We start from the raw sequence: 25,015 nt of genomic DNA on the forward strand, positions 1-25,015 counted from the left end.
ATGGCTCAAATGACAATGATACAAGCAATTACTGATGCTCTCCGTACAGAGCTGCAAAATGATTCGAAAACATTAATCTTTGGGGAAGACGTTGGCGTAAACGGCGGGGTATTCCGTGCTACGGAAGGACTTCAAAAAGAATTTGGCGAAGACCGCGTATTTGATACACCGCTTGCTGAATCTGGAATTGGCGGTTTATCAATTGGCTTGGCGCTTCAAGGGTTCCGTCCAATCCCTGAGATTCAATTCTTCGGATTTGTTTTTGAAGTGATGGACTCTATTGCCGGACAAATGTCCCGTATGCGCTACCGTTCAGGCGGACGCTACCATATGCCAATTACTGTTCGTTCTCCATTTGGCGGCGGTGTTCATACTCCTGAGCTTCACTCAGACAGCTTAGAAGGCTTAATGGCCCAAACTCCTGGATTAAAAGTTGTTGTGCCATCAACACCATACGATGCAAAAGGATTGTTACTCTCAGCTATTCGTGACAACGATCCAGTCATTTTTCTTGAGCATTTAAAATTATACCGTGCGTTTCGTCAGGAAGTGCCGGAAGAAGAATATACAATTCCGCTTGGAAAAGCAGATGTAAAACGAGAAGGCACTGATGTATCTATTATCACATATGGTGCAATGGTCCATGAATCATTAAAAGCTGCAGATGAATTAGCAAAAGAAGGTTATTCTGCAGAGGTTATTGATTTACGTACAATCAGTCCGCTTGATATTGATACAATTATTGCATCTGTTGAAAAAACTGGCCGCGCTATTGTCGTACAGGAAGCACAGAAGATGGCCGGGGTTGCAGCAAATGTTGTGGCCGAAATCAATGATCGTGCCATCCTAAGTCTAGAAGCTCCAGTATTACGTGTGGCGGCACCTGATACCGTTTATCCGTTCTCACAAGCAGAAACTGTTTGGCTTCCAAACTATAAGGATGTAATCGAAACGGCTAAAAAGGTTTTAACATTTTAATGAAAGGGGAAATAGACAGAGTGGTCTGTTTCCCTATTAGGCTTTACTATATTAAATAATTTGGAAAAAATAGGAGGAAAAACCTAATGTCATTTCAATTTAAAATGCCTGACATTGGTGAAGGTATTCATGAAGGCGAAATTGTCAAATGGTTTATTAAACCAGGTGATAAAGTAAAAGAAGATGATGTACTTTGTGAAATCCAAAATGATAAAGCTGTTGTTGAAATCCCTTCTCCGGTAGAAGGAACCGTTATAGAAGTTCTAATAGGTGAAGGAACTGTTGCAACTGTAGGACAAGTTCTGGTTACTTTTGATGCTCCGGGCTATGAGGATCTACAATTTAAAGGCGATCACGGTGAAGAAGAGACGAAACAAGAAGCAGCACCTGAAGCTGCTCCAGCACCTGAAACAAAACCCGAAACAGTATCACAACCGGCTGCAGTAGAACCAGCGAAGCAAGCTGAAGTGGATCCAAACCGTCGTATTATTGCAATGCCGTCTGTAAGAAAGTATGCACGCGAAAAAGGCGTTGATATCCATTTAGTGGCTGGAACAGGCAACAATGGCCGGATTATGAAGGATGATATTGATGCATACTTAAATGGAGGCGCGCAAGCTGTTCAAACCGCCCCTGCTGCTGAAACGAAGGAAGAGGCGGGAAATACGGTTGAAACGACCCAAGCCGCTGCTGTTCCGCAAGGACAATATCCGGAAACTCGTGAAAAATTAAGCGGAATCCGTAAGGCAATTGCCAAAGCGATGGTTAACTCTAAGCATACAGCTCCTCATGTTACTTTAATGGATGAGGTGGATGTAACGAAACTTGTGGCACATCGTAAGAAATTTAAAGAAGTTGCAGCACAAAAAGGTATTAAGCTGACATTCCTTCCATATGTCGTAAAAGCTTTAACAAGTGCTTTACGTGAATATCCGGTATTGAATACATCTATCGATGATGCAGCAGGCGAAATCGTTCACAAGCATTACTACAATATCGGTATCGCCGCTGATACGGAAAAAGGATTATTAGTTCCGGTTGTTAAAGACGCTGACCGTAAATCGGTTTTTACAATTTCACAGGAAATTAACGAATTAGCTGATAAAGCACGCAGCGGCAAGCTGGCTCCAGACGAAATGAAGGGCGGCTCTTGCACAATTAGTAATATCGGTTCTGCAGGCGGTCAATGGTTTACTCCGGTCATTAACCATCCGGAAGTTGCAATCCTGGGTATTGGCCGTATTGCTGAAAAACCAATTGTCAGAGATGGAGAAATTGTTGCAGCACCAGTCTTAGCAATTAGTTTAAGCTTCGACCATCGGATGATTGATGGTGCGACTGCACAAAATGCAATGAATCATATTAAACGATTATTAAACGACCCAGAACTTTTGTTAATGGAGGCGTAATAACATGGTAGTTGGAGATTTCCCAATAGAAACAGATACTATAGTCATCGGTGCCGGACCTGGGGGATATGTTGCTGCAATCCGCGCGGCCCAGCTTGGACAAAAAGTTACCATTGTTGAAAAGGAATATATGGGCGGTGTTTGCTTAAACGTCGGCTGTATTCCTTCTAAAGCAATTATTGCAGCTGGTCACCGCTATGAAACAGCAAAGCATTCCGATAAATTTGGGATCACTGCAGAAAAGGTAACAGTTGATTTTTCAAAGGTCCAACAATTTAAAGCTGATGTCGTTAAAAAATTAACCGGCGGCGTAGAAGGTTTATTAAAGGGCAATAAAGTGAATATTGTCCGCGGTGAAGCTTACTTCGTTGATAATACATCCTTAAGAGTGATGGGCGAAAATTCAGCTCAAACCTATACATTCAAAAATGCGATTATTGCAACCGGCTCACGTCCAATCGAGCTTCCTGCATTTAAATATTCAAAACGTGTACTGGATTCGACTGGGGCACTTAATCTTCAAGAAATTCCGCAAAAGATCGTTGTAATTGGCGGCGGTGTAATCGGGGTTGAACTAGGTGGAGCTTATGCAAACTTTGGCAGCCAGGTTACCATTTTAGAAGGCGCGGACGAAATCCTTGGCATGGGTGTATTTGATAAACAAATGGCAGCCCTTGTTAAGCGCAGCCTGAAGAAAAAAGGCGCAGAAATTATCACGAAAGCTTTAGCTAAAGGCGTCGAAGAAACAGAAAACGGTGTAACTGTCACATATGAAGCTAAGGGTGAAGAAAAGAAAGTAGAAGCTGATTATGTATTCGTTATGGTTGGCCGTCGTCCTAATACGGATGAAATGGGTCTTGAACAAGCCGGCGTCAAAATGACCGAGCGCGGCCTAATTGAAATTGACAAGCAATGCCGTACAAACGTTAGTAATATTTATGCTATTGGAGATGTTGTAGCTGGCCCGCAGCTTGCACATAAAGCTTCTTATGAAGCGAAAATTGCGGCTGAAGCCATCTCTGGACATCCTTCAGAAATTGACTACCTAGGAATCCCAGCTGTTGTCTTCTCGGATCCAGAGCTTGCTTCTGTAGGCTACACCGAGCAGCAGGCAAAGGATGAAGACATTGAGATTACAGCTGCGAAATTCCCATTTGCGGCTAATGGCCGTGCCTTATCATTAGACAGCACTGACGGGTTCTTAAAGCTAATTACCCGCAAAGAAGATGGTCTAGTTATCGGTGCACAAATTGCCGGTGCTAATGCATCTGATATGATTGCAGAGCTTGGCCTTGCGATTGAAGCTGGCATGACAGCAGAAGATTTAGCCATGACCATCCATGCCCACCCAACATTAGGTGAAATCACCATGGAAGCAGCAGAAGTGGCACTTGGAACACCAATTCACATCGTTAAATAAATCAAAAAAAGTCCTCTTAGCACCATGCGTGGAGGACTTTTTTTATTTTTAAAAAACTAATTTGGAAAATACTACAGATGTCAATCATATATATTAAAATAATGTGCTTTTAAAAGTGGTGATTGAAGTGAAAAGCTATGTAGTTGTCCTGCTGCAGTTTATTATTTGGAGCGGTTATACATTTATTGAATGGCTGTCAAAACATGATCAGCTTATTTATAAAGTGATTATGTTCTTTGTCTTTTTTTATTTGGCCTTTATCATTGGTAATAAAGTAACACAATCTGCTGGGAAAACATTTTTTATCACGACGTTAAGCTTAGTTATCTATGCTTCAATTCATTATACGATGGCGATGTTAATCCATTAAAAAAAGCCCCATAAAAGGAGCATTAGAAAATTATTTTCTTGGGTAAAAGTACATGATTCTTCCGTTGAATAAATGAAGTTCGCCTTGAAGCTTTTTAGCAAGGAATTTACAAAATTCATTCGCCTTCCCCTTATCTCCAAAGGTAGATTGATCGGGAAGCGTCACCTGAATGTAAGCCTGTTCGTTCTCGCTGCCATCTTCGCCGCGAACAATTTCGGTGTCAATGCCTAATAAGATGACATTATAACGCTCGTGATTCGAGTGTAAATAAAACCACTTTCCTTCACTGTCTTCTGTTTCTTTCATTTCATAAGGAAAAGCAGCGTTTTCAAATTGCCAGTCTAATTGGTCGCCTGTTTTTGTTGTAATATTTTTATAGTAGTGGAATAATTCTTTTACTTCATCAGTTGATATTGTTTGTTTTGCAGATGAGGGCACAAGTTTAATAAATGCATTTTCCGCCATCATCATTCCCCCCTATTAGCCGATAATATACATCCTCTTTTATTCTAGCATTGAATAATAGAGGCTACAACTTATATAAAAATAATTTGGTTATTTTCTTGTACTTTTTGCTGAAATCAATTATAATAAAATTCTAAATATTATAATAAGTGGAGGGGTTAAATGGAATTATTTGAAAAGCTCTATGATGAGCATGAAAAAGTTAAAGTAAGATTTATTGGTTTCACAACAGAACATACACGCTATGACTTCGGTATTGTTTACACCAATATGTTCTTCGGTAAGCCTCTGGTCGTATGTATGCAAACTGGGCGTTCAACCCTCCTCGATCCTAAAGACATTGAAGATACTGATCACCTTCAAACCTTATTTCGTATCCCTGAACAACAGCAGGCGGCGGATTTAGCTGAATTTTTCAAAACAGCACTGCCGGAAATTCCATTTGTCACACAATATGATTATGATTAAAAAAAGGCTATTAGGCCTTTTTTTTATGTTTATTTTTTAATTGTGACATACAAATTAGGCTTGAAAAATTAAATGTGATATATTATTATATTCTCAAGGATGTTTAAACGCTTTCATAAGTGATAATATTCCATAATGAAAAGGGGATAGAACGATGGGTACTCTAGTATGTCAAACATGTAATTCAACGATTGATCATTTTGAGGATGAAAAGGTTACTGTCCTTTATTCAAAATGTAATTGCTGCTGCGACCATCATACAGACGAAGAAGTGTAATTTTGCTAATTGGAATAAAAACAGGATTCCTGACTGGAATCCTGTTATTTTTTTCTATTATAAAATTGCTTTGTATTCTTTAATGACATGAATCGTCTTTAGGTCATCATCTTCAGGGCCTTGAACAGGCAGACCTGCTTCTAGGTTTTTCTTAATGTAATGCAGATTTTCCTTCGTCATGATTTCACCAGGAATAATAATTGGTATTCCCGGCGGATAGACCATCACAAATTCCGCGATTATCCTGCCTGCAGATTCTTCAAATGGAACCACTTCAGTCTCTGAATAAAAAGCATCCCTAGGTGTTAAAGCCAGAACTGGGATTTCAGGAAGGAGAACTTCCACCGGTTCTGTTTTCGCGGCACTGTGTTCAAATTCAAGGGAAAGATCTTTTAATGCATTTACAAGTTGATCTGCTTCATACTCTGTATCGCCAAATGTTACGATACAAAGAATGTTATACAGGTCAGACAATTCAACTTCAATATTATGTTTTTCCCTAAGCCATTTTTCGACCTCGTATCCTGTTAAACCTAAATCCTTTACGGAAATTATGAGCTTCATGGGGTCGTAATCATAGGCGGCTTTTGAACCTAAAATTTCTTCACCGGCACAATAAAGATGATCAATTTCGTTTATTCTTTTGCGCATTGTTCCCGCTAAGCGAATTGTTTTATCAATTAAGTCCCGGCCTTTCACAGCTAATTGCTTACGGGCTACATCCAGTGATGCCAGCAATAAATAGGAAGTTGAAGTCGTCGTCAGCATACTGAGAATGGACTGTACATGCTTAACGGATACTAATCCTTCTTTTACATTAAGAACGGAACTTTGCGTCATTGAACCCCCAAGTTTATGAACACTTGTCGCCGCCATATCGGCACCGGCTTGCATAGCTGAAAGGGGTAGTTCATCATGGAAATGGATATGAACACCATGAGCCTCGTCAACAAGCACTGGGATATGATAGGAATGGGCAATTTCTACAATCTTTTTTAAATCTGCAGAGACGCCAAAGTAAGTAGGATTAATAACCAGCACCGCCTTGGCATCCGGGTGCTGCTCAAGCGCCTTTTCAACAGAATCTGTTGTAATCCCATGAGAAATTCCAAGCTTTTCATCGATTTCCGGATGAATAAACACTGGGATGGCACCGGAAAAAACAATAGCAGACATAACAGACTTATGGACGTTTCGAGGAACGATTATTTTTTCGCCGGGGCCGCATACAGCCATAACCATCGTCATAATAGCCCCGCTGGTACCTTGAACTGAAAAGAATGTATGATCCGCACCAAAGGCTTTTGCAGCTAATTCTTGAGCTTGTTTTATCATTCCTTTTGGATGATGCAGGTCATCAAGGGGGCCGATATTAATTAAGTCAATTGATAAGGCGTTGTCACCGATAAATTGACGAAATTCCGGATCAATCCCCGCACCTTTTTTATGACCGGGAATATGGAATTGAATAGGATTTCTCTTTGCATGTTGTAATAATCCGCTAAATAACGGTGTTTGGTTTTGCGACAATTTAGATCCACACCTCTTTATTTATAAAAATACATAATTTATTTGACGAAACAATAAACAAAAAACAAGTGAATTATAGCATTATTCTTATCTATTGCATAGGAGTTTTCCCTTTTTCTTTTTGATTAGTTTCTCAAACATAAAGGAAAAATAATCTGTTTAGCCGAAATAACATATAGTAACAATTATAGGAGGGTCTAAAGTGAACTGGCAAACACGTGTAACGGAAATTTTAAATATTCAATATCCAATCATTCAAGGCGGACTTGCTTACCTAGCCTACTCAGATTTGGCAGCTGCGGTATCGAATGCTGGGGGGCTCGGGCAAATTACCGCGATGTCGCTGGAAAAACCAGAACAGCTTAGGGATGAGATCAGGAGAGTAAGACAATTGACTGAAAAGCCATTTGGTGTGAACTTTGCTATAGGGCAGCACGGAAGATCGTTTAGTGAATTTTTACAAGTTGCGATTGATGAGGAGGTACCTGTTATTTCCATGACAGGAGGAAATCCTGCTCCAATCTTTGAGCAATTAAAAGGTACTAATGCCAAAACACTTGTCCTTGTTGCCGCAAGGAGACAGGCTGTTAAAGCGGAGGAGCTTGGGGCAGATGCGGTCATGGTTGTCGGGCAGGAGGGAGGGGGCCATTTAGGCCGTGATGATATTGGTACGATGGTATTAATTCCGCAAGTTGTTGATGCGGTCTCGATTCCGGTTATTGCCTCCGGAGGAATTGGCGATGGCCGAGGGTTAATGGCAGCCTTGAGCTTAGGTGCTGAAGGTATTGAAATGGGCACAAGATTTATTGCCACCCAGGAGTGTGTTCATGCAAGTGAAGTATATAAACAAGCACTTGTGGAAGGGACGGAAACGGATACCGTCGTCATTAAACGTACCCTTGGTTCTCCCGCCAGAGCGATTGCGAACGGTTGGACCGAAAAAATATTGGACATTGAAAAGAATAACGGCGGCTACGAAGAGCTAAAAGAGTATATCAGTGGAAAAGCTAATAAAAAATACATATATGATGGTGCTGTAGATAACGGCTTCGCCTGGGCCGGACAGGTGATGGGGTTGATCAGAGATATCCCAACAGTCGCCGAACTGTTAAACAGAATCATTTTAGATGCGGAACAAATTCGTACAAAATGGGGAAAATAATGATAAAATCATAAATATAAGTTTAGTGAGCAGGTGAGTTTATGGAATATCAATACCCAATTGATTACAGCTGGACAACAGAGGAAATTATTGATGTAGTTAAATTTTTCGAGGCTATTGAAAAGGCTTATGAAACAGGAATTGAACGTGATGGCCTGTTGCAGGCTTATCGCCGCTTTAAAGAGATCGTCCCAAGTAAAGCGGAAGAGAAGACGGTTTGTGGCGAATTTGAAGAAATAAGCGGCTATTCTTCCTACCGTACCATCAAAAAAGCAAAAGAAGCTGCAGCGGGTGAAAAGATCACGATGCCGTAAATAAAAAGTAGAACGAAGGTGTCAGGACCGCTTAGCGGTGCCTGACATCATTTACTATTTTATTCCCATAGCGAGTTTATATAACGGGACGACCTTTTGAAAAACATCATTAATCTGTTCAACCAGCCCCTCTGAACCTAGCTGAATGACTTGTTCTCGATCTATTGTATACCCGCATAACAGCTCGGCTTTTTTGATAGTACTGAGCCGTTCAAACATCTTCTTTAAGTCATCTTTGGCCATTTGTTGATGCAAGATTGTTTCCGGTTTTGTGTGATCAATTGACCAAACAAAATCTTTAGGGATTTCTTTATGTATTTTGGCGGTCTTTTTACTAAAGCGTTTCCCAATTTCACTCTTTTGTGGTGCTTCATATATAACCGCAAACCAAATAAACAAATGGGTGTTCCATAAGCCGATTTGAAAATGAGGCAGCATTTTATATCCTCTTTTGTTATTAGCAAAGGCAACCCACGTATCTTTAGGAGGGTTAATCGTTCTTCTGGCGTGCTTGGCAACATGGACAAACATTTCCTCGCCCGTAATCGCAGATAGGGTAGGTGCAAAATAACTTCCCAATCCCTCTAATTTTGGTCGAATTCGATCCTTTAATGCTTCCATCCTTGGCTCTAGGCCATCTATTAAAAAAACCTCAAAATCTTCATTTGTAAAGCCTATAAATTCCATACAATGAACCTCCTACATTATATGTCATTTATTGTAGCATAACCAAAAAAAATGACGTAATATGTTGCCTTTCTAGGTGAACGCACATATTTGTTCCAACATTTCTGAATCGCTCATAATATACAGTAAATAAATTATCAGAAAGTTAAGTAAATACTTGAAAGGGGAGGAGAAATGTGAAACAATTGATGAACACTTCTTTGAAAAAAGTTGGCGAAAAGGAAAGGACCGCGGTCTTAAGATTAGAAATGGACTATGAACTGGCAACATTATTTGAGGCTATTGAAGAAAATGATGAAAAGAAGATCAAACTTTGCAAACAAAAGCTTGAAAAGATTCGCCAAGAATTATTACGATTAAAGGCTTTTTAATATGAATAAAGTATTATAGCTAAGGAGCAGCAAAATAGAATGAATCGAAAGAAAAATTTGGTGATTTAAACGAACTCCATAGTATAAGGGGGAGTTCGTTTATTATTGAGCTTTTATGTTGAAATTGTTTATTAAAGACGCCAAAAAGTTGCCGCCGTCAGTGAATTTGATTAAGCTATAGATGTACATATTCACTCCGATGTGATTTAAACTATATACGAAGAAATGAAAGTTTGCGTTCAATGGAGGATTTTTATGAATTGGGAAGCAGTTTATCATGATGCTAAACAATGGGTTAAAGAGGCTGGTGAAAGAATTCGTTTGTCTTTTCAGCAAACTTTAACGATTAAAACGAAGTCAAATCCAAATGATTTGGTGACAGATATCGACCAAGAAATTGAGCAATTCTTTATTCGCAAAATTAGAGACGTTTATCCGGAACACAAAATACTGGGTGAAGAAGGTTTTGGCGATCAATTGGATCAGCTTAACGGAACAGTGTGGCTGCTTGATCCGATTGATGGAACCATGAACTTTATTCATCAGCAGAGGAATTTTGCCATTTCGCTCGGAGTTTATGAGAACGGTATAGGCAAAATTGGGATTATCTACGATGTGGTACATGATGAAATGTATCATACTCTCTGCGGCAATGGTGCTTATTTAAATGAGAGGCCGATTGCCCCATTAAAGGAAAGGGGAGTGAAGGAATCCATTATTGCCTTAAACGCAACGTGGGTGATGGAAAATCATCGAATCAACCATCAGATATTAATACCATTAGTCAGGGATGCCAGAGGCACGCGATCATACGGCTCCGCAGCCCTTGAAATGGTTTATGTAGCAACAGGAAGAGTGGACGCCTATATTTCTATGCGCTTATCCCCGTGGGACTTTGCCGCTGGAGCAATCCTAGTTGAAGAGCTGGGCGGGATTGTCACCAATTTACGCGGTGAAAAGCTTGATTTCCTGTCAAAAGATTCATTGTTTGCCGCAAAACCTGGACTGCATCAGGATATCTTAAAAAATTATTTAAAGAATGGAAATTGGTAAAAAAGAAGCCTTTTCGGCTTCTGAGGCTGTCGAAAAACTTTCGATGGCCCTCGACTCCTGCGGCATCGTGAGGTCACTGGAGACCCCACAGCCGCAAAGCGACGAGGAGGCTCCAGGACCTTCCCCGCGGAAAGCGAGTGCCCGGAGCGGAAATCAACAGGCCCCATTAGCAGGGTCAATCTTATTATAAAATCCGTATTTTAGGTCTGATAAAATGAAAAATTGCCGAGAAAAATACCCTTTCTCGACAATCTGAGAAGCCTTTTCGGCTTCTTTTTATAATTCTCCTCGTTCCCGTAATTTCTTTTTTGTTTTAAAACCCATACCCATAATGGCAATCAGGGCAATGATACATCCGGCTATTCCGATAAGACTTTTTTCGGCAATGGCGACCCCGATTCCCATAATACTTACTGCGGCTAAAATTGCATACATAAGTAAAGACCATTTTATTTGCTTCATTTGTTAACTCCTCATAAACTAATTTATTTTTATTTTACCGAAAAAGTTTTTAGTTTTCCACTACTAATGTGGTATAATGTTTTAGTTGTGCATGAAACTATAGACAACTGAAGAGTTTTTTATAAATAGGAGTGGGACACTTTGAAACTAAGAGAAGATATTAGAAATATTGCCATAATTGCACACGTTGACCATGGTAAAACAACATTGGTGGACCAATTATTAAAGCAGTCAGGTATTTTTCGTTCAAATGAACATATTGAAGAACGTGCCATGGATTCAAATGACATAGAAAGAGAACGCGGGATTACAATCTTAGCTAAAAATACCGCCATTCAATATAAAAATAAACGAATTAATATCTTGGATACACCGGGACACGCTGATTTCGGCGGTGAGGTAGAACGTATTATGAAGATGGTGGATGGCGTTTTACTTGTTGTGGACGCCTATGAAGGCTGCATGCCGCAGACTCGTTTTGTTCTTAAAAAAGCCCTTGAACAAAACTTAACACCAATTGTTGTCGTTAACAAAATTGACCGTGATTTTGCCCGTCCGGCTGAGGTGGTCGATGAAGTTATCGATTTATTTATTGAACTGGATGCAACAGAGGAACAATTAGAGTTTCCGGTTGTTTATGCTTCCGCTATTAATGGAACGGCCAGTTTAAATCCGGAAAAACAAGATGAAAACATGCAATCATTGTATGAGGCAATTATTGAACATATCCCTTCACCAATTGATAATAGTGAAGAACCGCTGCAATTCCAGGTAGCGCTGCTTGATTATAATGAATACGTCGGCAGAATTGGGATCGGCCGAGTGTTCCGGGGGACCATGCAGGTTGGACAGCAGGTTGCCCTGATGAAGCTTGACGGATCTGTCAAATCATTCAGAGTGACGAAAATCTTCGGTTTCTTTGGCTTGAAACGTCAAGAGATTCAAGAGGCAAAAGCAGGAGATTTAGTGGCTGTTTCAGGGATGGAGGATATTAACGTCGGTGAAACTGTTTGTCCGATTGACCATCAGGAAGCACTGCCGGTGTTGAGAATTGATGAACCAACGCTGCAAATGACGTTTGCCGTCAATAACAGCCCATTTGCCGGCCGTGAAGGAAAATATTTAACGGCTAGGAAAGTTGAAGAAAGACTGCTTGCACAATTACACACAGATGTCAGCCTGCGGGTTGAAAATACGGATTCTCCTGATGCTTGGGTTGTTTCCGGACGGGGTGAGCTCCATCTTTCTATTTTAATTGAAAATATGCGCCGTGAAGGTTATGAACTGCAGGTTTCAAAACCTGAGGTTATTGTAAAGGAAATTGATGGAGTACGCTGTGAGCCTGTGGAACGAGTACAAATCGATGTGCCTGAAGAGCATACCGGCTCTGTTATGGAATCGATTGGTGCCCGTAAAGGGGAATTGTTAGATATGGTTAATAATGGGAATGGTCAAGTCAGGTTAATCTTTAATGTTCCTGCCCGTGGATTAATTGGCTATACAACTGAGTTTTTAACCCTTACTCGCGGATATGGAATTATCAATCATACATTTGACAGCTATCAGCCAATGCTTTCAGGGCAAGTGGGCGGAAGACGAAATGGGGTTCTTGTTTCAATGGAATCTGGAAAAGCTTCCACTTATGGTATAATGCAGATAGAAGACCGCGGAACGATTTTCGTTGAGCCTGGAACGGAAATCTATGAGGGTATGATTGTAGGTGAAAATACTCGGGAAAATGATTTAGCAGTTAATATTACAAAAGTGAAACAGGCCACTAACGTTCGTTCTGCAACGAAGGATCAAACATCTGTGATTAAAAAGCCGCGAATTTTGACGCTAGAGGAATCTTTAGAGTATTTGAATGAGGACGAATATTGTGAGGTTACTCCAAAGTCAATTCGTTTAAGAAAGAAAATTTTAGATAAAAATGAACGTGAAAAGATGGCTAAAAAGAAAAAATATGCTGAAATGAGCTAAGTGGAGGTTAGATAACATGGATGTTGGAGAACATCTTTCATTCTTCGCTGCTTTATATAAAGTGAATGAACAGCCAAAAGTTGGTATGTGGCTCCTTTACCTTACCATTGTTGTTTTATCCATTATCGTTTATAAACTAGGATTTGCCAAAAAGCTGCCGCTTGGAAAAAACATAATCATCTATATAATTTTAGCTCTCGGTTGTTCGATCTTTACCTTCTTTGGAATCTTTCTGCCAGTTGCTGAAGGTTTAGTTATTGCGGCATTGATTTTAAGTATTTATAAAATTCGTCTGCATCAATCTAAAAAACAGCAAACAGAGGCAAAGTAACGGGGGGTAGGGGAAATGAGTTCGGTACAGGATGTTATATATAATTGGCTGACGATTAAGGTCGTTTGTGATGCACGTCCGGACGATACAGCCGCAGTGGAAACGAAAAAACATTTTGAAGAAATGCTCTCTGAACACAAAATTAGCAATATCGACATTACCACTGACGATGTTATGTATTATGTTACCTATAACCATGAAGATGAAAGTAAAAAAACACGTTTTCCTCGCGAATTAATAGAGATTATGCTTAATCAAATTAATTCGGAGCCTGATAAATATGTAAACTATCCGGAAGAAAAATAACAAAAAAGCCTCATGTCCTTTTAAAGACATGAGGCTTTTTTAAATTGTTCACGGTTGATTTAATCACCATTCGTCCTTTTCCGGTCGTGAGCGGTACAGCCGAAAATTACCAGATTCAATCCTGGCATTGGTTTTATCGCGGATTCTGTCATGACATTCTGTACACATATATGTATGGATTGGACGATTGCGCAGCCGTTTAGCAATCATTGATTCATTGTCAATATTTTCTACTTTATCACAAATTACGCATTTTACTCGCATCCTAAAGGCACCTCTTCATATTATTTGCATAAAAGATTATCTATACTATACCATGGGAACTCTATTCGGGGGAATCTGCATGTGTTTAAGTTGCTGAAAAAACGCCATAGTAGTAATATGAGAATAACTGTTTGTTACAGTATGCAGAATCGATAAAGGAGTTATGAAAAATGGCAAACCAAGTGGAACCAAGGCTGATCCAGCCTTTATATGATGAATTGCAAAAGGAAAGATTTGTGACATTAGCAACCATTGATTATGAAACAGGCGGGCCGAATGTCAGCGCCATTTCATGGGTATTAGCGAAAGATGAAAGTACTATTTATTTTTCGGTTGATAATCGTTCACGGATTCTTGAAAATATTGCCGCGAACAACAAAGTGGTAATTAATTTGATTGCAAATGAATCTACATACTCTATTGCCGGCGAAGCAATAATTAAAGAGGAAATACTGCAGGATGTTCCATTAAAGCTTGCTTTAATAGAAGTTTCCATCAATGAGGTCAGGGATGTTATGTTCTACGGCTCAAAAATTGTTTCTGAAATCCAATATGATAAAACGTACGATAAAAGAGCGGCGGAACGTCTAGATAAGCAAGTCATGGATGCAATGAAAAAAGCTTAGTTGGCACTAAGCTTTTTTCATTGTTATTTATGATAGTTCGATTGCTTTTCTTGTTCTTTTTTTAACCTTTTTTCTTCTTTGGGTGAAAGCTTTTTATCAGGCTTTTCAGTTGCTCGTTTCGGATTCGGTGTGATTAAGTCCCCAGGGATTTGTGGGATTAAGCGGCCGGCAACATCCGCAAGCTCCTCCATAATCCCTTGAATTGGTCTGTTGTTTCTAATATCGGCTTGTATTTCTTTTAGTCTTTGGGTTGTATCCGGGTCAGCTACGACGACCGCATTTGCGCCATACGGATCCTTCTTAAGGCTTTCGGCAACAGAATATTTAATGCTGCCCACCTGTGAACGTTCAAGTTTGGCGTTAACGTCAATCCCTACAATCGCATATCTCCCCAAAACAACGGCAGTTGCATCATTTACGTTGGGAATACTTGTCGCCAGTTCCACTAACCGTTTGGAAATTTCCTGTCCCGACTTTCGATCCACACTTTCAATGTAACTGTTTTTGACATTCACTAATGATTGCTGTTTGCCGTCTGTAATTTGTTTTTCGTTATTGTTATTGCATCCGGCCACAAAAAAACAGATGACCATTGCACAAAGAGTTTTTTTCATACATGATCGCCTCCAACTGCCTTTAAATTTAAAGCAAATTCTTATATTCGACATACATTTATTGTGCGGAATACCTTCTATCTTTATTCCAATAAACATATATTTTACCAATGTCCCATCTATCAAGAGGTTGGCTATATTCAATTAACTGGACTTACACCATGTGAAGCAGGAGGCGTTTCTTTGGGTAAAATATACGTCTTAGATACAAATGTATTATTACAAGATCCCTATTCCATTTTTTCCTTTGAAGATAACGAAGTTGTGATTCCAGCTGTAGTCCTTGAAGAAGTGGACTCAAAGAAAAGGTATATGGATGAGATTGGAAGGAATGCGAGGCACGTATCGAGATTAATAGATGGTCTTAGAACAACTGGAAAGCTTCATGAAAAGATCCCGCTGGACAATGGCGGTACGATTAGAATTGAACTTAATCACAGGTCGTTTCATGAGCTTCAAGATATTTTTGTGGAAAAAACAAATGATAATCGGATTCTTGCGGTGGCAAAGAATCTATTCTTAGAAGAGCAGACAAAAGAGGATGGGAAGCCTGTTATCCTTGTAAGCAAGGATGCCCTTGTTAGAGTGAAAGCGGATGCCCTGGGACTAACTGCGGAAGATTTTTTAAACGATCGTGTCGTGGAAATTGATCACATTTATACAGGCTTTTCCGAAGTTTTCGTTCCTGTTGAAAAGGTAAAGCAGTTCTATGACAAAGGAGAATTGCTGCTAGCAGAAATTGTGAAATATTCCTTTTATCCGCATCAGTTCCTGATTTTAAAAGATGCCCTTGGAAGTTCAGCTTCGGCTATTGGAATGGTTGATCAAACAGGTAAAAAGGTAAAAAAACTAATTCTTAATCAAGAGCATGTATGGGGCATTCATCCAAGAAATGTACAGCAAACAATGGCCATTGAATTATTATTGCGTAAAGACATACCGCTGGTTACCTTAATTGGAAAGGCCGGCACAGGTAAAACCTTGCTTGCTCTTGCAGCGGGGTTAATGCAAACGGAGGATTTTCGTGAATTTAAAAAATTATTGGTAGCAAGACCCATTGTGCCGGTGGGGAAGGATTTAGGTTTTTTACCAGGGGAAAAACAAGAAAAATTAAGGCCGTGGATGCAGCCGATTTACGATAACTTAGAGTACCTATTCAATACAAAAAAGCCCGGTGAGCTGGATGCGATTTTAGCAGGGATGGGTTCGATTGAAGTAGAGGCGTTAACGTATATACGAGGCAGAAGCCTTCCAAAACAATTTATCATCATTGATGAGGCGCAAAACCTTACGAAGCATGAGGTCAAAACGATTTTAACCCGTGTTGGAGAAGGTAGTAAGATCGTCTTAATGGGTGATCCTGAACAAATTGACCATCCATATCTTGATGCCTATAATAATGGTCTTACCTATGTTGTGGAAAGGTTTAAAGACCAGAACGTTTCCGGGCATGTGAAGCTTTTAAAGGGTGAAAGGTCAGGTTTGGCCCGATTAGCGGCTGATTTGTTGTAATATTCCGGATAACAAAGAAACGGGCGCCTGATGGGCTCCCGTTTCTGCTATATCGCCTTCTATTTGACGAAAAACCCGGTTACATTTTTGATTGGGTCATCTTGATTGGAACCATCCCCATAATAAATATGGACGGGTCCATCTGCCGTAATTGGTTTTCCGTTATCGGAAAATTTTAAGATAAGATCGACTGCTTCTTTGAAAGGCAGCTCTATTTCACCATTTTTTGTTTGGATTAGAAGAATAGAAGCATCTGCTTCAGGTTCGGAATTCATAAGGAAAGGTTTAAACAGCATTCCGAATGTGCCGGTTAATACTTTCTCTTTTTCAAATTTTTTCTCTGTTTTTAATGTTGGCGGAAAAACTGCGCCTTCCATTATTTCACGATCCCAATGTTTCGATACCGCTTTCGTATATTCTTCCAAAGAATTGTCTGCTTCTTTTTCTTTTATAAAATAGGTAGTTAAATCAAGACGGCGATCATCAAATATCCACGTAGTTGGATCAAGCGTAATCGAGTACTTAACCTTTCCTGAAATCATAATAATATTTTCCATCGTGTATACCCCCTAATGAATAACCACAATTAATTATAGCGTTTTTTGATCGGAATTCATAATCCTAACTGTTTTCAGTTACAATCCTCATAGTTCTTGCAATTTTCACGTGTAAACGGTAAAATTTATAGATAAGTTGAATAATCGCTCTGAAACGGGGGGATCAATGTTGGCGTCTGAAATGATCGTGAATCACCAAGAAAAAGCATATGCCTTATTACAGGCTGACGCTGAGAAAATTTTGAAGCTTATTAAAGTGCAAATGGACAATCTCACGATGCCTCAATGCCCTCTTTATGAAGAGGTATTGGATACACAAATGTTTGGCCTGTCTAGAGAAATAGACTTTGCTGTTCGATTGGGCTTAATAGATAGTAAGGATGGTAAAGCGATTATTGATACATTGGAAAAAGAATTATCTGCGCTTCACGATGCATCCCTAGGAAAGTAAAAGGGAAAAACTCAAACAATTCTCCTTGAATTGTTTGGGTTTTTTATTATTTTTTTACTCATCCTGTCTGAATATTCAATATTAAAATGTTGTAACAAAATATCTTTTCAGTAAGTCAAAGCGTTCATTTTCTATTATAATAGATGGATATAAAACCATTATGAAAATGAGGACGGCTTATATGGGTAAAAAAATATTGAAATCATATGATTATTCTTTAATCATCGCAATATTTTTATTGTGTGCGTTTGGTTTAGTCATGATCTACAGCTCAAGCATGGCATGGGCAGGTCCGCGGTATGGAGTGGCACCTGATTTTTTCTATCAAAAACAAAAGTTGTGGCTCTTAGGATTTCTGCTGATTTTTCTATTTACTGCCACCATTCCCTATAAGATCATGAAGTTCACAAACATTCTAGTGATTATTGTGGGGGCTTCAATTGTTACACTTTTGGGATTGTTTGTTTTTGGTTATACTGCAGGAGGCGCTCAAAGCTGGTATAAAATCGGCTCGTTAAAAATTCAGCCTGCTGAATTTGTAAAGCTTGCCGTGATCATTTACTTAGCGGCAGTTTACGCTAAAAAGCAGGCCTATATCAATCAATTTAATAAGGGTGTATTACCGCCGCTTGCTTATTTGTTTATTGTTTGCTTCTTGATTATCCTGCAGCCAGACTATGGAACAGCGAGCATTATTGCACTTATTGCCGGAACAATTGTTTTTTGCTCCGGTATGAATTTTAAAAATATCGCGAAATTATTGATTATGACGCTTGTAATTCTCTTACCGGTAGCGTTAGTTTTAAAGGGTCATTTCTTAACCGAAAAGCGATCGAGCCGATTTGCGGTATTGGACAACCCGTTTGCCGCGGAATATGTGAATGACGCGGGCTTTCACTTGGCCAATTCATATATTGCCATTGGATCAGGCGGCATCAATGGGTTGGGGCTTGGAAAAAGTATACAAAAGCTGGGCTATCTGCCGGAATCCCACACGGACTTTATTATGGCTGTCATAGCTGAGGAGCTCGGGGTTTGGGGAGTAGGGTTTGTGATTCTATTACTCTCATATATTGTTTTAAGAGGAATCTATATCGGGCTTCAATGTAAGGATCCATTCGGAAGTCTTTTGGCCATCGGGATTTCTAGTATGATTGGGATTCAATCCTTTATCAATCTAGCAGGTGTTTCTGGAATTATTCCGCTTACCGGCGTAACGCTTCCATTTATTAGCTACGGTGGTTCATCGCTCCTAATGCTTGCCGCGGCAGCAGGAATATTAGTAAATGTCTCAATGTTTGTGAGGTTTGAGAAAAAATACAAAAATAAACAGGGACAAGCTGATAATAGCAAGCAGCATCGTGATGGGAAAGTTTATTATATTTAACCTAAGCGACGGGACCTATTTAAGGTCCTGCGCTTTTAAATACACATATATAAAAGAGGTGCTTTCTGGTGACAAGACAAATCAATAAAGTGTTAGTTGCTAACAGGGGAGAAATAGCAATAAGGGTTTTTCGTGCTTGTACTGAACTGAATATTCGCACTGTTGCAATATATTCGAAAGAAGATTCCGGTTCATATCACCGCTATAAAGCAGATGAAGCATATCTGGTTGGCGAAGGAAAAAAGCCGATTGATGCCTATCTGGATATTGACGGCATTATTGCCATCGCCAAAAAAAGCGGGGCTGATGCAATTCACCCTGGATATGGTTTCTTATCTGAAAATATTCATTTTGCGAAGCGCTGTGAAGATGAAGGAATCATTTTTATTGGTCCGACAAGTGAACATTTAGATATGTTTGGTGACAAGGTTAAGGCGAGACATCAAGCTGAGCTTGCAGGTATTCCGGTGATCCCTGGGAGCGGGGGACCTGTTCAGGATTTGGGCGAAGTAGAAGAATTTACAGATGCTTTTGGATTCCCAATCATGATTAAAGCGGCATTAGGCGGCGGCGGAAGAGGTATGAGAATTGTCAGAAGCCGTGATGAAGTACAGGAAGCTTTTACCCGAGCAAAATCAGAAGCAAAGGCTGCATTTGGCAATGATGAGGTCTATGTTGAAAAATTAATCGAAAAACCGAAGCATATAGAAGTTCAAATTATTGGCGATAAACAAGGAAATATTGTTCATTTATATGAGCGGGATTGTTCCGTTCAGCGTCGTCACCAAAAGGTGGTCGAAATTGCACCTAGTGTTTCCCTATCGGATGAGTTAAGAAAGCGAATTTGCGATGCAGCAGTAAAATTAATGAAAAATGTCGGTTACGTCAATGCCGGGACTGTTGAATTCCTTGTTGCCGGTGACGATTTTTATTTTATTGAGGTTAATCCGCGTATTCAGGTAGAACATACTGTTACAGAAATGGTAACAGGAATTGATATTGTTCATACCCAGATTTTCATAGCGGAAGGTCATGAGCTCCATGGTCCAATGATCGGCATCCCTCAGCAAAAGGAAATTCCGTTATTTGGCTATGCGATCCAATCTAGGGTAACAACAGAGGACCCGCTAAATCAATTTATGCCGGATACCGGAAAAATCATGGCTTATCGTTCCGGCGGTGGTTTTGGTGTCCGTCTGGATGCAGGGAACGGCTTCCAAGGGGCAGTGATTACTCCATACTATGATTCATTGCTTGTGAAACTTTCAACATGGGCATTGACATTTGAACAGGCTGCGGCAAAGATGGTTCGAAATTTACAAGAGTTTAGAATAAGAGGCATTAAAACGAATATTCCATTTTTAGAAAATGTTGTTAAGCACGAGAAGTTCTTAAATGGCGAATATGACACTTCATTTATCGATACGACACCTGAATTATTTATTTTCCCTGTTAGTAAAGACCGTGGTACAAAAATGTTGAATTATATCGGAAATGTTACAATAAACGGCTTCCCGGGAATTGAAAAGAAAAAGCGTCCGGTTTTTACAAAGCCAAGGGTTCCAGAACTCCCATATGATTACCCAACAAAAGCAGGTACGAAACAAATCCTTGATACTCAGGGTGCCGAGGGACTTGTAAATTGGGTGAAAGGCCAAAAACAGGTATTATTAACGGACACCACATTCCGCGATGCTCATCAATCACTGCTCGCGACACGAATGAGAACTACGGATATAGCACATATTGCTGAACCTACAGCCAAACTTCTTCCGGATTTATTTTCCTTCGAAATGTGGGGCGGAGCGACTTTTGATGTGGCATACAGATTTTTAAAAGAAGACCCATGGGAACGTCTATTAACATTGCGGGAAAAAATCCCTAATGTATTATTTCAAATGCTGTTCCGCGGTGCGAATGCGGTCGGCTACAAAAACTATCCGGATAATGTTATTAGGGAATTTGTGAATCACTCAGCAGCAGCCGGAATTGACGTGTTTAGAATCTTTGACAGCTTAAACTGGGTAAAAGGAATGGAGACAGCCATTGATGCAGTAAGACAATCAGGCAAGATTGCAGAAGCTGCCATTTGTTATACTGGTGACATTTTGGACCCAGCAAGGACTAAATATAACTTGGAATACTATAAGAACCTTGCTAAAGAGCTGGAAAACCAAGGAGCACATATACTCGGCATCAAAGATATGGCTGGTCTTTTGAAACCAGAAGCAGCTTACCGCCTGATTTCTGAATTAAAGGAAGCTGTTGATATACCAATCCACCTTCATACCCATGATACTAGCGGTAATGGGATCTTTACCTACGCCAGAGCAATTGAAGGCGGAGTAGATATTGTCGATACAGCATTAAGTACAATGGCCGGTTTAACATCGCAGCCAAGTGCAAATTCACTTTATTATGCTCTTCAGGGCAGCGATAGGAAACCTGCAGTTAGGATCGAGGCGCTTGAAAAGCTTTCCTATTATTGGGAGGATATCCGTAAATACTATCAAGATTTTGAATCCGGAATGATGGCACCCCATTCTGAGGTTTATCAGCATGAAATGCCTGGTGGACAATATAGTAATCTGCAGCAGCAGGCAAAGGCGGTAGGTTTAGGTGATGAGTGGGATGACGTTAAAGAAATGTATTCCCGTGTGAATCAAATGTTCGGGGATATTGTCAAAGTAACACCTTCTTCCAAGGTTGTTGGGGATATGGCGTTATTTATGGTACAAAATAATTTAACGGAACAGGATGTTTTAGAAAAAGGAAACGCGCTCGATTTTCCTGATTCAGTAGTAGAATTATTTGAAGGCTACCTTGGCCAGCCGCATGGAGGATTCCCTGAAGAATTGCAAAAAGTCATTCTTAAAGGGAAGAAACCATTGGAGGTACGGCCTGGCGAGTTACTTGAGGCAGTGGATTTTGATCGACTTAAAGATGAGCTATATGGTGAACTTGGCCGACAGATAACTGACTTTGAAGCTATTTCCTATGCATTATATCCAAAGGTTTTCTTAGAATATATTAAAACTGTCGAACTGTTCGGGAATGTCTCTGTTCTTGATACACCGACCTTCCTTTATGGCATGAGATTAGGGGAAGAAATTGAAGTAGAAATTGAAACCGGGAAAACTTTAATTGTTAAGCTCGTTTCGATTGGACAGCCTCAGGCTGATGGTACGAGAGTAATTTACTTTGAATTAAATGGTCAGCCGCGTGAGATTATCATTAAGGACGAAAACATTAAAGCAACGGTAGTTTCGCGATTAAAAGGGGATCCAAAAAACGAAACACATATTTCCGCTTCAATGCCTGGTACGGTCATAAAGGTTATTGTGGAAAAAGGCGAAAAGGTGGAACGAGGCGACCATCTCATGATCACTGAAGCAATGAAAATGGAAACGACGGTTCAAGCTCCATTCTCCGGTGTAGTAAAGGATATTTTCGTTTCCAGCGGTGATGCGATTCAAACTGGGGATTTAATGATAGAACTAGTAAAAGCATAAATGAAAAAGCTGCCGGGCGAATCCGGCAGCTTTTTTACGTGTTTAATGATATCGTCTAGACCTGGAATATAACAGGATGAAATAACTTAATATCCCAAAAAGGCAAGTGATAAATAATGCATGCATCAAGGCGATATAAAGATTAAGTCTGCTGAAGATGATAAATGCTCCTGCAATGACCTGCATGGAAACGAGGATAAAGGAAATAATCCATCCCCAATATAAAACTTTTTCCTTTTTATAATGGCGAATTACTAAAAAAGTCACATAAGCAATCCAAAGAAACAAAATACCTGCCGCAGTCCTGTGTCCCATCTGTACCCATTCATATAAATTTCCTGGGAGGGAAGGACTATCGTTTAAGCATAAAGGCCAGTCACGGCAAATTAAACTTGAATTTGTGTGGCGGACAAGAGCCCCTGTATAAATAACGAGATAACTATAAATGCTAATAGCAATGATATGGAACCCCATTCTTTTATCGATAAAAAGACTTTCTGCATCAAACTTTTTATCAATTTCAAAAATAAGCAGTGTTAATAAGAAAACAGATGCGAAAGATATGAGCGATATGCCAAAATGCAGGGCAAGTACAAAGTCAGATTGTCCCCAGACAACGGCAGCGGCACCAATTAACCCTTGCAGTAGTAAAAAGAAAATGGAAAGAAAGGAGAGAAATTTTGTTTCTCTAATATGACCTATTGCTCTCCATGCCCAAATGGATAAAACTAACACCATGAGACCGCCTAAACCAGAGACTAGACGATGGGCAAGTTCAATGATTAACTCTGGAGTGATGTCAGTTGGAAGAAATTGTCCGTGACATAATGGCCAGGATTTGCCGCACCCCATACCTGAACCGGTCTTTGTTACTAGTGCCCCGCCTAATAAAATAAAAATCATGACAATCGTAGTGGCGACCGCCAACCACTTTAAAGTTCGACGCAAAAAAATTCACCTTCTTAACTAATAATTCAAAAGTTTGTATTTGGTTAATGTTGACAGTATAATGAACCCTAAGGAAAACCCCTATCCATCATAACTAATTCCACGTCAAAAGAACAGAATTTCTACCAATTATTTTTTGAAATAAAAGAGCTGAAAAAATAATTTTTATTTACCATCATTATTATAGTGAAAATAGTTGAAACTTTAATAAGAGTTTGTTAGAACTATAAATAGGAGTCTTATTTAGAATTATTACATAATTAAAATGAAACTTAATATAGGCAAAAAATCCCTTTTTATCCATAAAATTTTAATCTATTATAGAAAAGTATTAATAAAGTGGAAAAAACCATTAACAATAAGGGGAAAATTACTTCGTTCACAAATTAGACAAAAATTATTCAAAAAAAGTTCACAAAAATAACTCAAAGTGTGATTTAATATACAGAGAAAGTGTTATGAAATTCACTGGCATATTTTGACATCGGAAAATACATACATACTTTGAAATTAATCATTAATTTTTAGTATTGATTACTATATGTTTGAGAATATTGGTATTAAGTAATTTAGGAGGAGAAATGGATGTCTAACTCAAAGGCTGCCATCCAAAATGGAGCAGCAAGTTTGCCTGCGGACTCTTATAAAACTTCCGCATGGAAAGATTTTATGGCCCTGATTAAAATCGGGATAGTAAATTCAAACTTGATTACTACTTTTACGGGTCTATGGCTTGCATTGCATTTTACTGGTCAAAGCTTTTTAGATAATCTCGATATTATTTTCTATACAGTGGCAGGCTCCTCACTTATCATTGCGGGTTCCTGTGTGATCAATAATTATGTTGACCGCGACATTGATCATTTAATGGAAAGAACAAAAACCAGACCGACTGTAACAGGTAAGGTTATTCCTGCAAAAGTTTTAGGACTTGGTATATTTTTAATTGGTTTAGGAACATTGTTTTTATTTCTTACTACCGTAACTGCAACAGTAATAGGACTGCTTGGGGTTTTTAGTTATGTTTTCCTTTATACGTTGTGGTCAAAACGGCAATTAGTATCCAATACGATTATCGGAAGTATTTCCGGTGCTGTCCCCCCATTAATTGGCTGGGCAGCGGTGGATGCAAATCTTGATATGATGGCTTGGGCTTTATTTGTTCTAATGTTTGCTTGGCAGCCTCCACATTTTTATGCGCTGGCAATGAGACGGGTTAATGAATACCGAGCAGCAGGTATACCAATGCTTCCAGTTGTGAAGGGATTTAAAACAACAAAAATCCACATTATTTGTTGGGTAGCGGTACTCTTGCCGATTCCGTTTCTTCTTATTAAGTTAGGAATCCCATTTCTAATTCTAGCCACCCTATTAAATGTAGGCTGGCTTGTCTTAGGGATTTATGGATATAGGATCAAAGATGACATAAAGTGGGCAAAACTAATGTTTGTTTATTCATTGCAATATTTAACTATTATTTTTGTAGCGATGGTACTTGTTACATTAATTTAGTTTTGCCGACAGCTCTAACGTATGATTGCCGCTTGGCTGTTATGCGGGG

Annotated in this window: 27 protein-coding genes; 19 read left to right on the plus strand and 8 right to left on the minus strand. The window is 39.5% G+C overall.

Going from position 1 to position 25,015, the window contains the following annotated elements; all coding sequences use genetic code 11:
• The 4 genes from A6749_RS20635 (at position 1) to A6749_RS20650 (ending at position 4,177) form a co-directional block, all read left to right on the plus strand.
• Entirely contained in the window at positions 1–978 is a 978-nt protein-coding gene (locus A6749_RS20635; protein WP_066395484.1) for an alpha-ketoacid dehydrogenase subunit beta, read from the plus strand.
• Between the two features lie 86 nt (positions 979–1,064).
• Entirely contained in the window at positions 1,065–2,387 is a 1,323-nt protein-coding gene (locus A6749_RS20640) for a dihydrolipoamide acetyltransferase family protein (protein ID WP_066395487.1), read from the plus strand.
• Between the two features lie 4 nt (positions 2,388–2,391).
• Positions 2,392–3,807 carry a dihydrolipoyl dehydrogenase gene (lpdA, locus tag A6749_RS20645; RefSeq protein WP_066395491.1) on the plus strand — a complete coding sequence of 472 codons (1,416 nt, stop codon included), beginning with the start codon at positions 2,392–2,394 and terminating at the stop codon, positions 3,805–3,807.
• A 127-nt stretch (positions 3,808–3,934) separates the two neighbouring features.
• On the plus strand, positions 3,935–4,177 hold the full coding sequence (locus A6749_RS20650; protein ID WP_066395494.1) for a hypothetical protein: 243 nt from the start codon (positions 3,935–3,937) through the stop codon (positions 4,175–4,177).
• A 30-nt stretch (positions 4,178–4,207) separates the two neighbouring features.
• On the opposite strand, the gene A6749_RS20655 is transcribed toward A6749_RS20650, so the two are convergent.
• The gene (locus A6749_RS20655; RefSeq protein ID WP_174842917.1) at positions 4,208–4,642 is read right to left on the minus strand and encodes a DUF1885 family protein; all 435 of its coding nucleotides are present in this window, start codon (positions 4,640–4,642) and stop codon (positions 4,208–4,210) included.
• Positions 4,643–4,804: 162 nt separating this feature from the next.
• Here A6749_RS20655 and A6749_RS20660 point away from each other — a divergent pair, with 162 nt between their 5' ends.
• Together A6749_RS20660 and A6749_RS27830 are read left to right on the plus strand one after the other, a co-directional pair.
• Positions 4,805–5,110: a DUF3055 domain-containing protein gene (locus A6749_RS20660; RefSeq protein ID WP_066395500.1), complete on the plus strand. Its 306-nt coding sequence runs from the start codon at positions 4,805–4,807 to the stop codon at positions 5,108–5,110.
• 154 nt (positions 5,111–5,264) lie between these two features.
• Complete coding sequence (locus A6749_RS27830; protein ID WP_084797918.1) at positions 5,265–5,387, plus strand: GapA-binding peptide SR1P; 123 nt, start codon at positions 5,265–5,267, stop codon at positions 5,385–5,387.
• 57 nt (positions 5,388–5,444) lie between these two features.
• Here the strand turns inward: A6749_RS27830 and A6749_RS20665 are convergent, their stop codons facing one another.
• Positions 5,445–6,917: an aminotransferase class I/II-fold pyridoxal phosphate-dependent enzyme gene (locus A6749_RS20665; RefSeq protein WP_066395504.1), complete on the minus strand. Its 1,473-nt coding sequence runs from the start codon at positions 6,915–6,917 to the stop codon at positions 5,445–5,447.
• Positions 6,918–7,119: 202 nt separating this feature from the next.
• On the opposite strand from A6749_RS20665, the gene A6749_RS20670 reads away from it, so the two are divergent.
• Positions 7,120–8,079 (plus strand): NAD(P)H-dependent flavin oxidoreductase, encoded by a 960-nt coding sequence (locus tag A6749_RS20670; RefSeq protein ID WP_066395507.1) that lies wholly within the window; start codon positions 7,120–7,122, stop codon positions 8,077–8,079.
• Between the two features lie 41 nt (positions 8,080–8,120).
• Positions 8,121–8,393 carry a UPF0223 family protein gene (locus A6749_RS20675; protein ID WP_066395508.1) on the plus strand — a complete coding sequence of 91 codons (273 nt, stop codon included), beginning with the start codon at positions 8,121–8,123 and terminating at the stop codon, positions 8,391–8,393.
• A gap of 54 nt (positions 8,394–8,447) precedes the next feature.
• On the opposite strand, the gene A6749_RS20680 is transcribed toward A6749_RS20675, so the two are convergent.
• A complete protein-coding gene (locus A6749_RS20680; protein ID WP_066395516.1) occupies positions 8,448–9,080 on the minus strand; it encodes a YktB family protein in 633 nt (210 codons plus the stop codon).
• Positions 9,081–9,256: 176 nt separating this feature from the next.
• On the opposite strand from A6749_RS20680, the gene A6749_RS20685 reads away from it, so the two are divergent.
• Both A6749_RS20685 and A6749_RS20690 read left to right on the plus strand, forming a co-directional pair.
• Positions 9,257–9,451, plus strand: a complete 195-nt coding sequence (locus A6749_RS20685) for a hypothetical protein (RefSeq protein WP_066395524.1) — start codon at positions 9,257–9,259, stop codon at positions 9,449–9,451.
• A gap of 255 nt (positions 9,452–9,706) precedes the next feature.
• On the plus strand, positions 9,707–10,504 hold the full coding sequence (locus tag A6749_RS20690) for an inositol monophosphatase family protein (protein WP_066395527.1): 798 nt from the start codon (positions 9,707–9,709) through the stop codon (positions 10,502–10,504).
• Positions 10,505–10,780: 276 nt separating this feature from the next.
• On the opposite strand, the gene A6749_RS20700 is transcribed toward A6749_RS20690, so the two are convergent.
• Entirely contained in the window at positions 10,781–10,966 is a 186-nt protein-coding gene (locus tag A6749_RS20700; RefSeq protein WP_066395535.1) for a YlaF family protein, read from the minus strand.
• 141 nt (positions 10,967–11,107) lie between these two features.
• On the opposite strand from A6749_RS20700, the gene typA reads away from it, so the two are divergent.
• From typA to A6749_RS20715, 3 genes are read left to right on the plus strand one after another with little or no spacing between them, the layout of a single operon-like run.
• Complete coding sequence (gene typA, locus A6749_RS20705) at positions 11,108–12,946, plus strand: translational GTPase TypA (protein ID WP_066395537.1); 1,839 nt, start codon at positions 11,108–11,110, stop codon at positions 12,944–12,946.
• 16 nt (positions 12,947–12,962) lie between these two features.
• On the plus strand, positions 12,963–13,277 hold the full coding sequence (locus A6749_RS20710; RefSeq protein WP_066395540.1) for a YlaH-like family protein: 315 nt from the start codon (positions 12,963–12,965) through the stop codon (positions 13,275–13,277).
• A gap of 15 nt (positions 13,278–13,292) precedes the next feature.
• Positions 13,293–13,583, plus strand: coding sequence for a hypothetical protein (locus A6749_RS20715; protein ID WP_066395544.1), 291 nt, complete (start codon positions 13,293–13,295; stop codon positions 13,581–13,583).
• Positions 13,584–13,646: 63 nt separating this feature from the next.
• Here the strand turns inward: A6749_RS20715 and A6749_RS20720 are convergent, their stop codons facing one another.
• Positions 13,647–13,847 (minus strand): YlaI family protein, encoded by a 201-nt coding sequence (locus tag A6749_RS20720; RefSeq protein ID WP_066395546.1) that lies wholly within the window; start codon positions 13,845–13,847, stop codon positions 13,647–13,649.
• A 170-nt stretch (positions 13,848–14,017) separates the two neighbouring features.
• Between A6749_RS20720 and A6749_RS20725 the strand changes: the two genes are divergently transcribed.
• The gene (locus A6749_RS20725) at positions 14,018–14,473 is read left to right on the plus strand and encodes a pyridoxamine 5'-phosphate oxidase family protein (RefSeq protein WP_066395550.1); all 456 of its coding nucleotides are present in this window, start codon (positions 14,018–14,020) and stop codon (positions 14,471–14,473) included.
• A gap of 23 nt (positions 14,474–14,496) precedes the next feature.
• Here the strand turns inward: A6749_RS20725 and A6749_RS20730 are convergent, their stop codons facing one another.
• On the minus strand, positions 14,497–15,087 hold the full coding sequence (locus tag A6749_RS20730) for a YhcN/YlaJ family sporulation lipoprotein (RefSeq protein ID WP_066395557.1): 591 nt from the start codon (positions 15,085–15,087) through the stop codon (positions 14,497–14,499).
• A gap of 183 nt (positions 15,088–15,270) precedes the next feature.
• On the opposite strand from A6749_RS20730, the gene A6749_RS20735 reads away from it, so the two are divergent.
• Positions 15,271–16,599, plus strand: coding sequence for a PhoH family protein (locus A6749_RS20735; protein ID WP_066395560.1), 1,329 nt, complete (start codon positions 15,271–15,273; stop codon positions 16,597–16,599).
• 59 nt (positions 16,600–16,658) lie between these two features.
• Here the strand turns inward: A6749_RS20735 and A6749_RS20740 are convergent, their stop codons facing one another.
• The gene (locus A6749_RS20740; RefSeq protein ID WP_066395563.1) at positions 16,659–17,156 is read right to left on the minus strand and encodes a hypothetical protein; all 498 of its coding nucleotides are present in this window, start codon (positions 17,154–17,156) and stop codon (positions 16,659–16,661) included.
• Positions 17,157–17,325: 169 nt separating this feature from the next.
• Between A6749_RS20740 and A6749_RS20745 the strand changes: the two genes are divergently transcribed.
• From A6749_RS20745 to pyc, 3 genes are all read left to right on the plus strand, one after another.
• Complete coding sequence (locus A6749_RS20745; protein ID WP_066395566.1) at positions 17,326–17,607, plus strand: Fpa/YlaN family protein; 282 nt, start codon at positions 17,326–17,328, stop codon at positions 17,605–17,607.
• A gap of 181 nt (positions 17,608–17,788) precedes the next feature.
• Positions 17,789–18,994 (plus strand): FtsW/RodA/SpoVE family cell cycle protein, encoded by a 1,206-nt coding sequence (locus A6749_RS20750; protein ID WP_066395570.1) that lies wholly within the window; start codon positions 17,789–17,791, stop codon positions 18,992–18,994.
• Between the two features lie 65 nt (positions 18,995–19,059).
• A complete protein-coding gene (gene pyc / locus A6749_RS20755) occupies positions 19,060–22,506 on the plus strand; it encodes a pyruvate carboxylase (RefSeq protein WP_066395573.1) in 3,447 nt (1,148 codons plus the stop codon).
• Between the two features lie 42 nt (positions 22,507–22,548).
• Here the strand turns inward: pyc and A6749_RS20760 are convergent, their stop codons facing one another.
• On the minus strand, positions 22,549–23,454 hold the full coding sequence (locus A6749_RS20760) for a COX15/CtaA family protein (protein ID WP_066395575.1): 906 nt from the start codon (positions 23,452–23,454) through the stop codon (positions 22,549–22,551).
• Positions 23,455–24,039: 585 nt separating this feature from the next.
• Here A6749_RS20760 and cyoE point away from each other — a divergent pair.
• Positions 24,040–24,966: a heme o synthase gene (cyoE, locus tag A6749_RS20765; RefSeq protein ID WP_066395578.1), complete on the plus strand. Its 927-nt coding sequence runs from the start codon at positions 24,040–24,042 to the stop codon at positions 24,964–24,966.
• Positions 24,967–25,015: the final 49 nt, after the last annotated feature.

Source organism: Neobacillus mesonae, from assembly GCF_001636315.1.
GTDB classification, from domain to species: domain Bacteria; phylum Bacillota; class Bacilli; order Bacillales; family Cytobacillaceae; genus Neobacillus; species Neobacillus mesonae.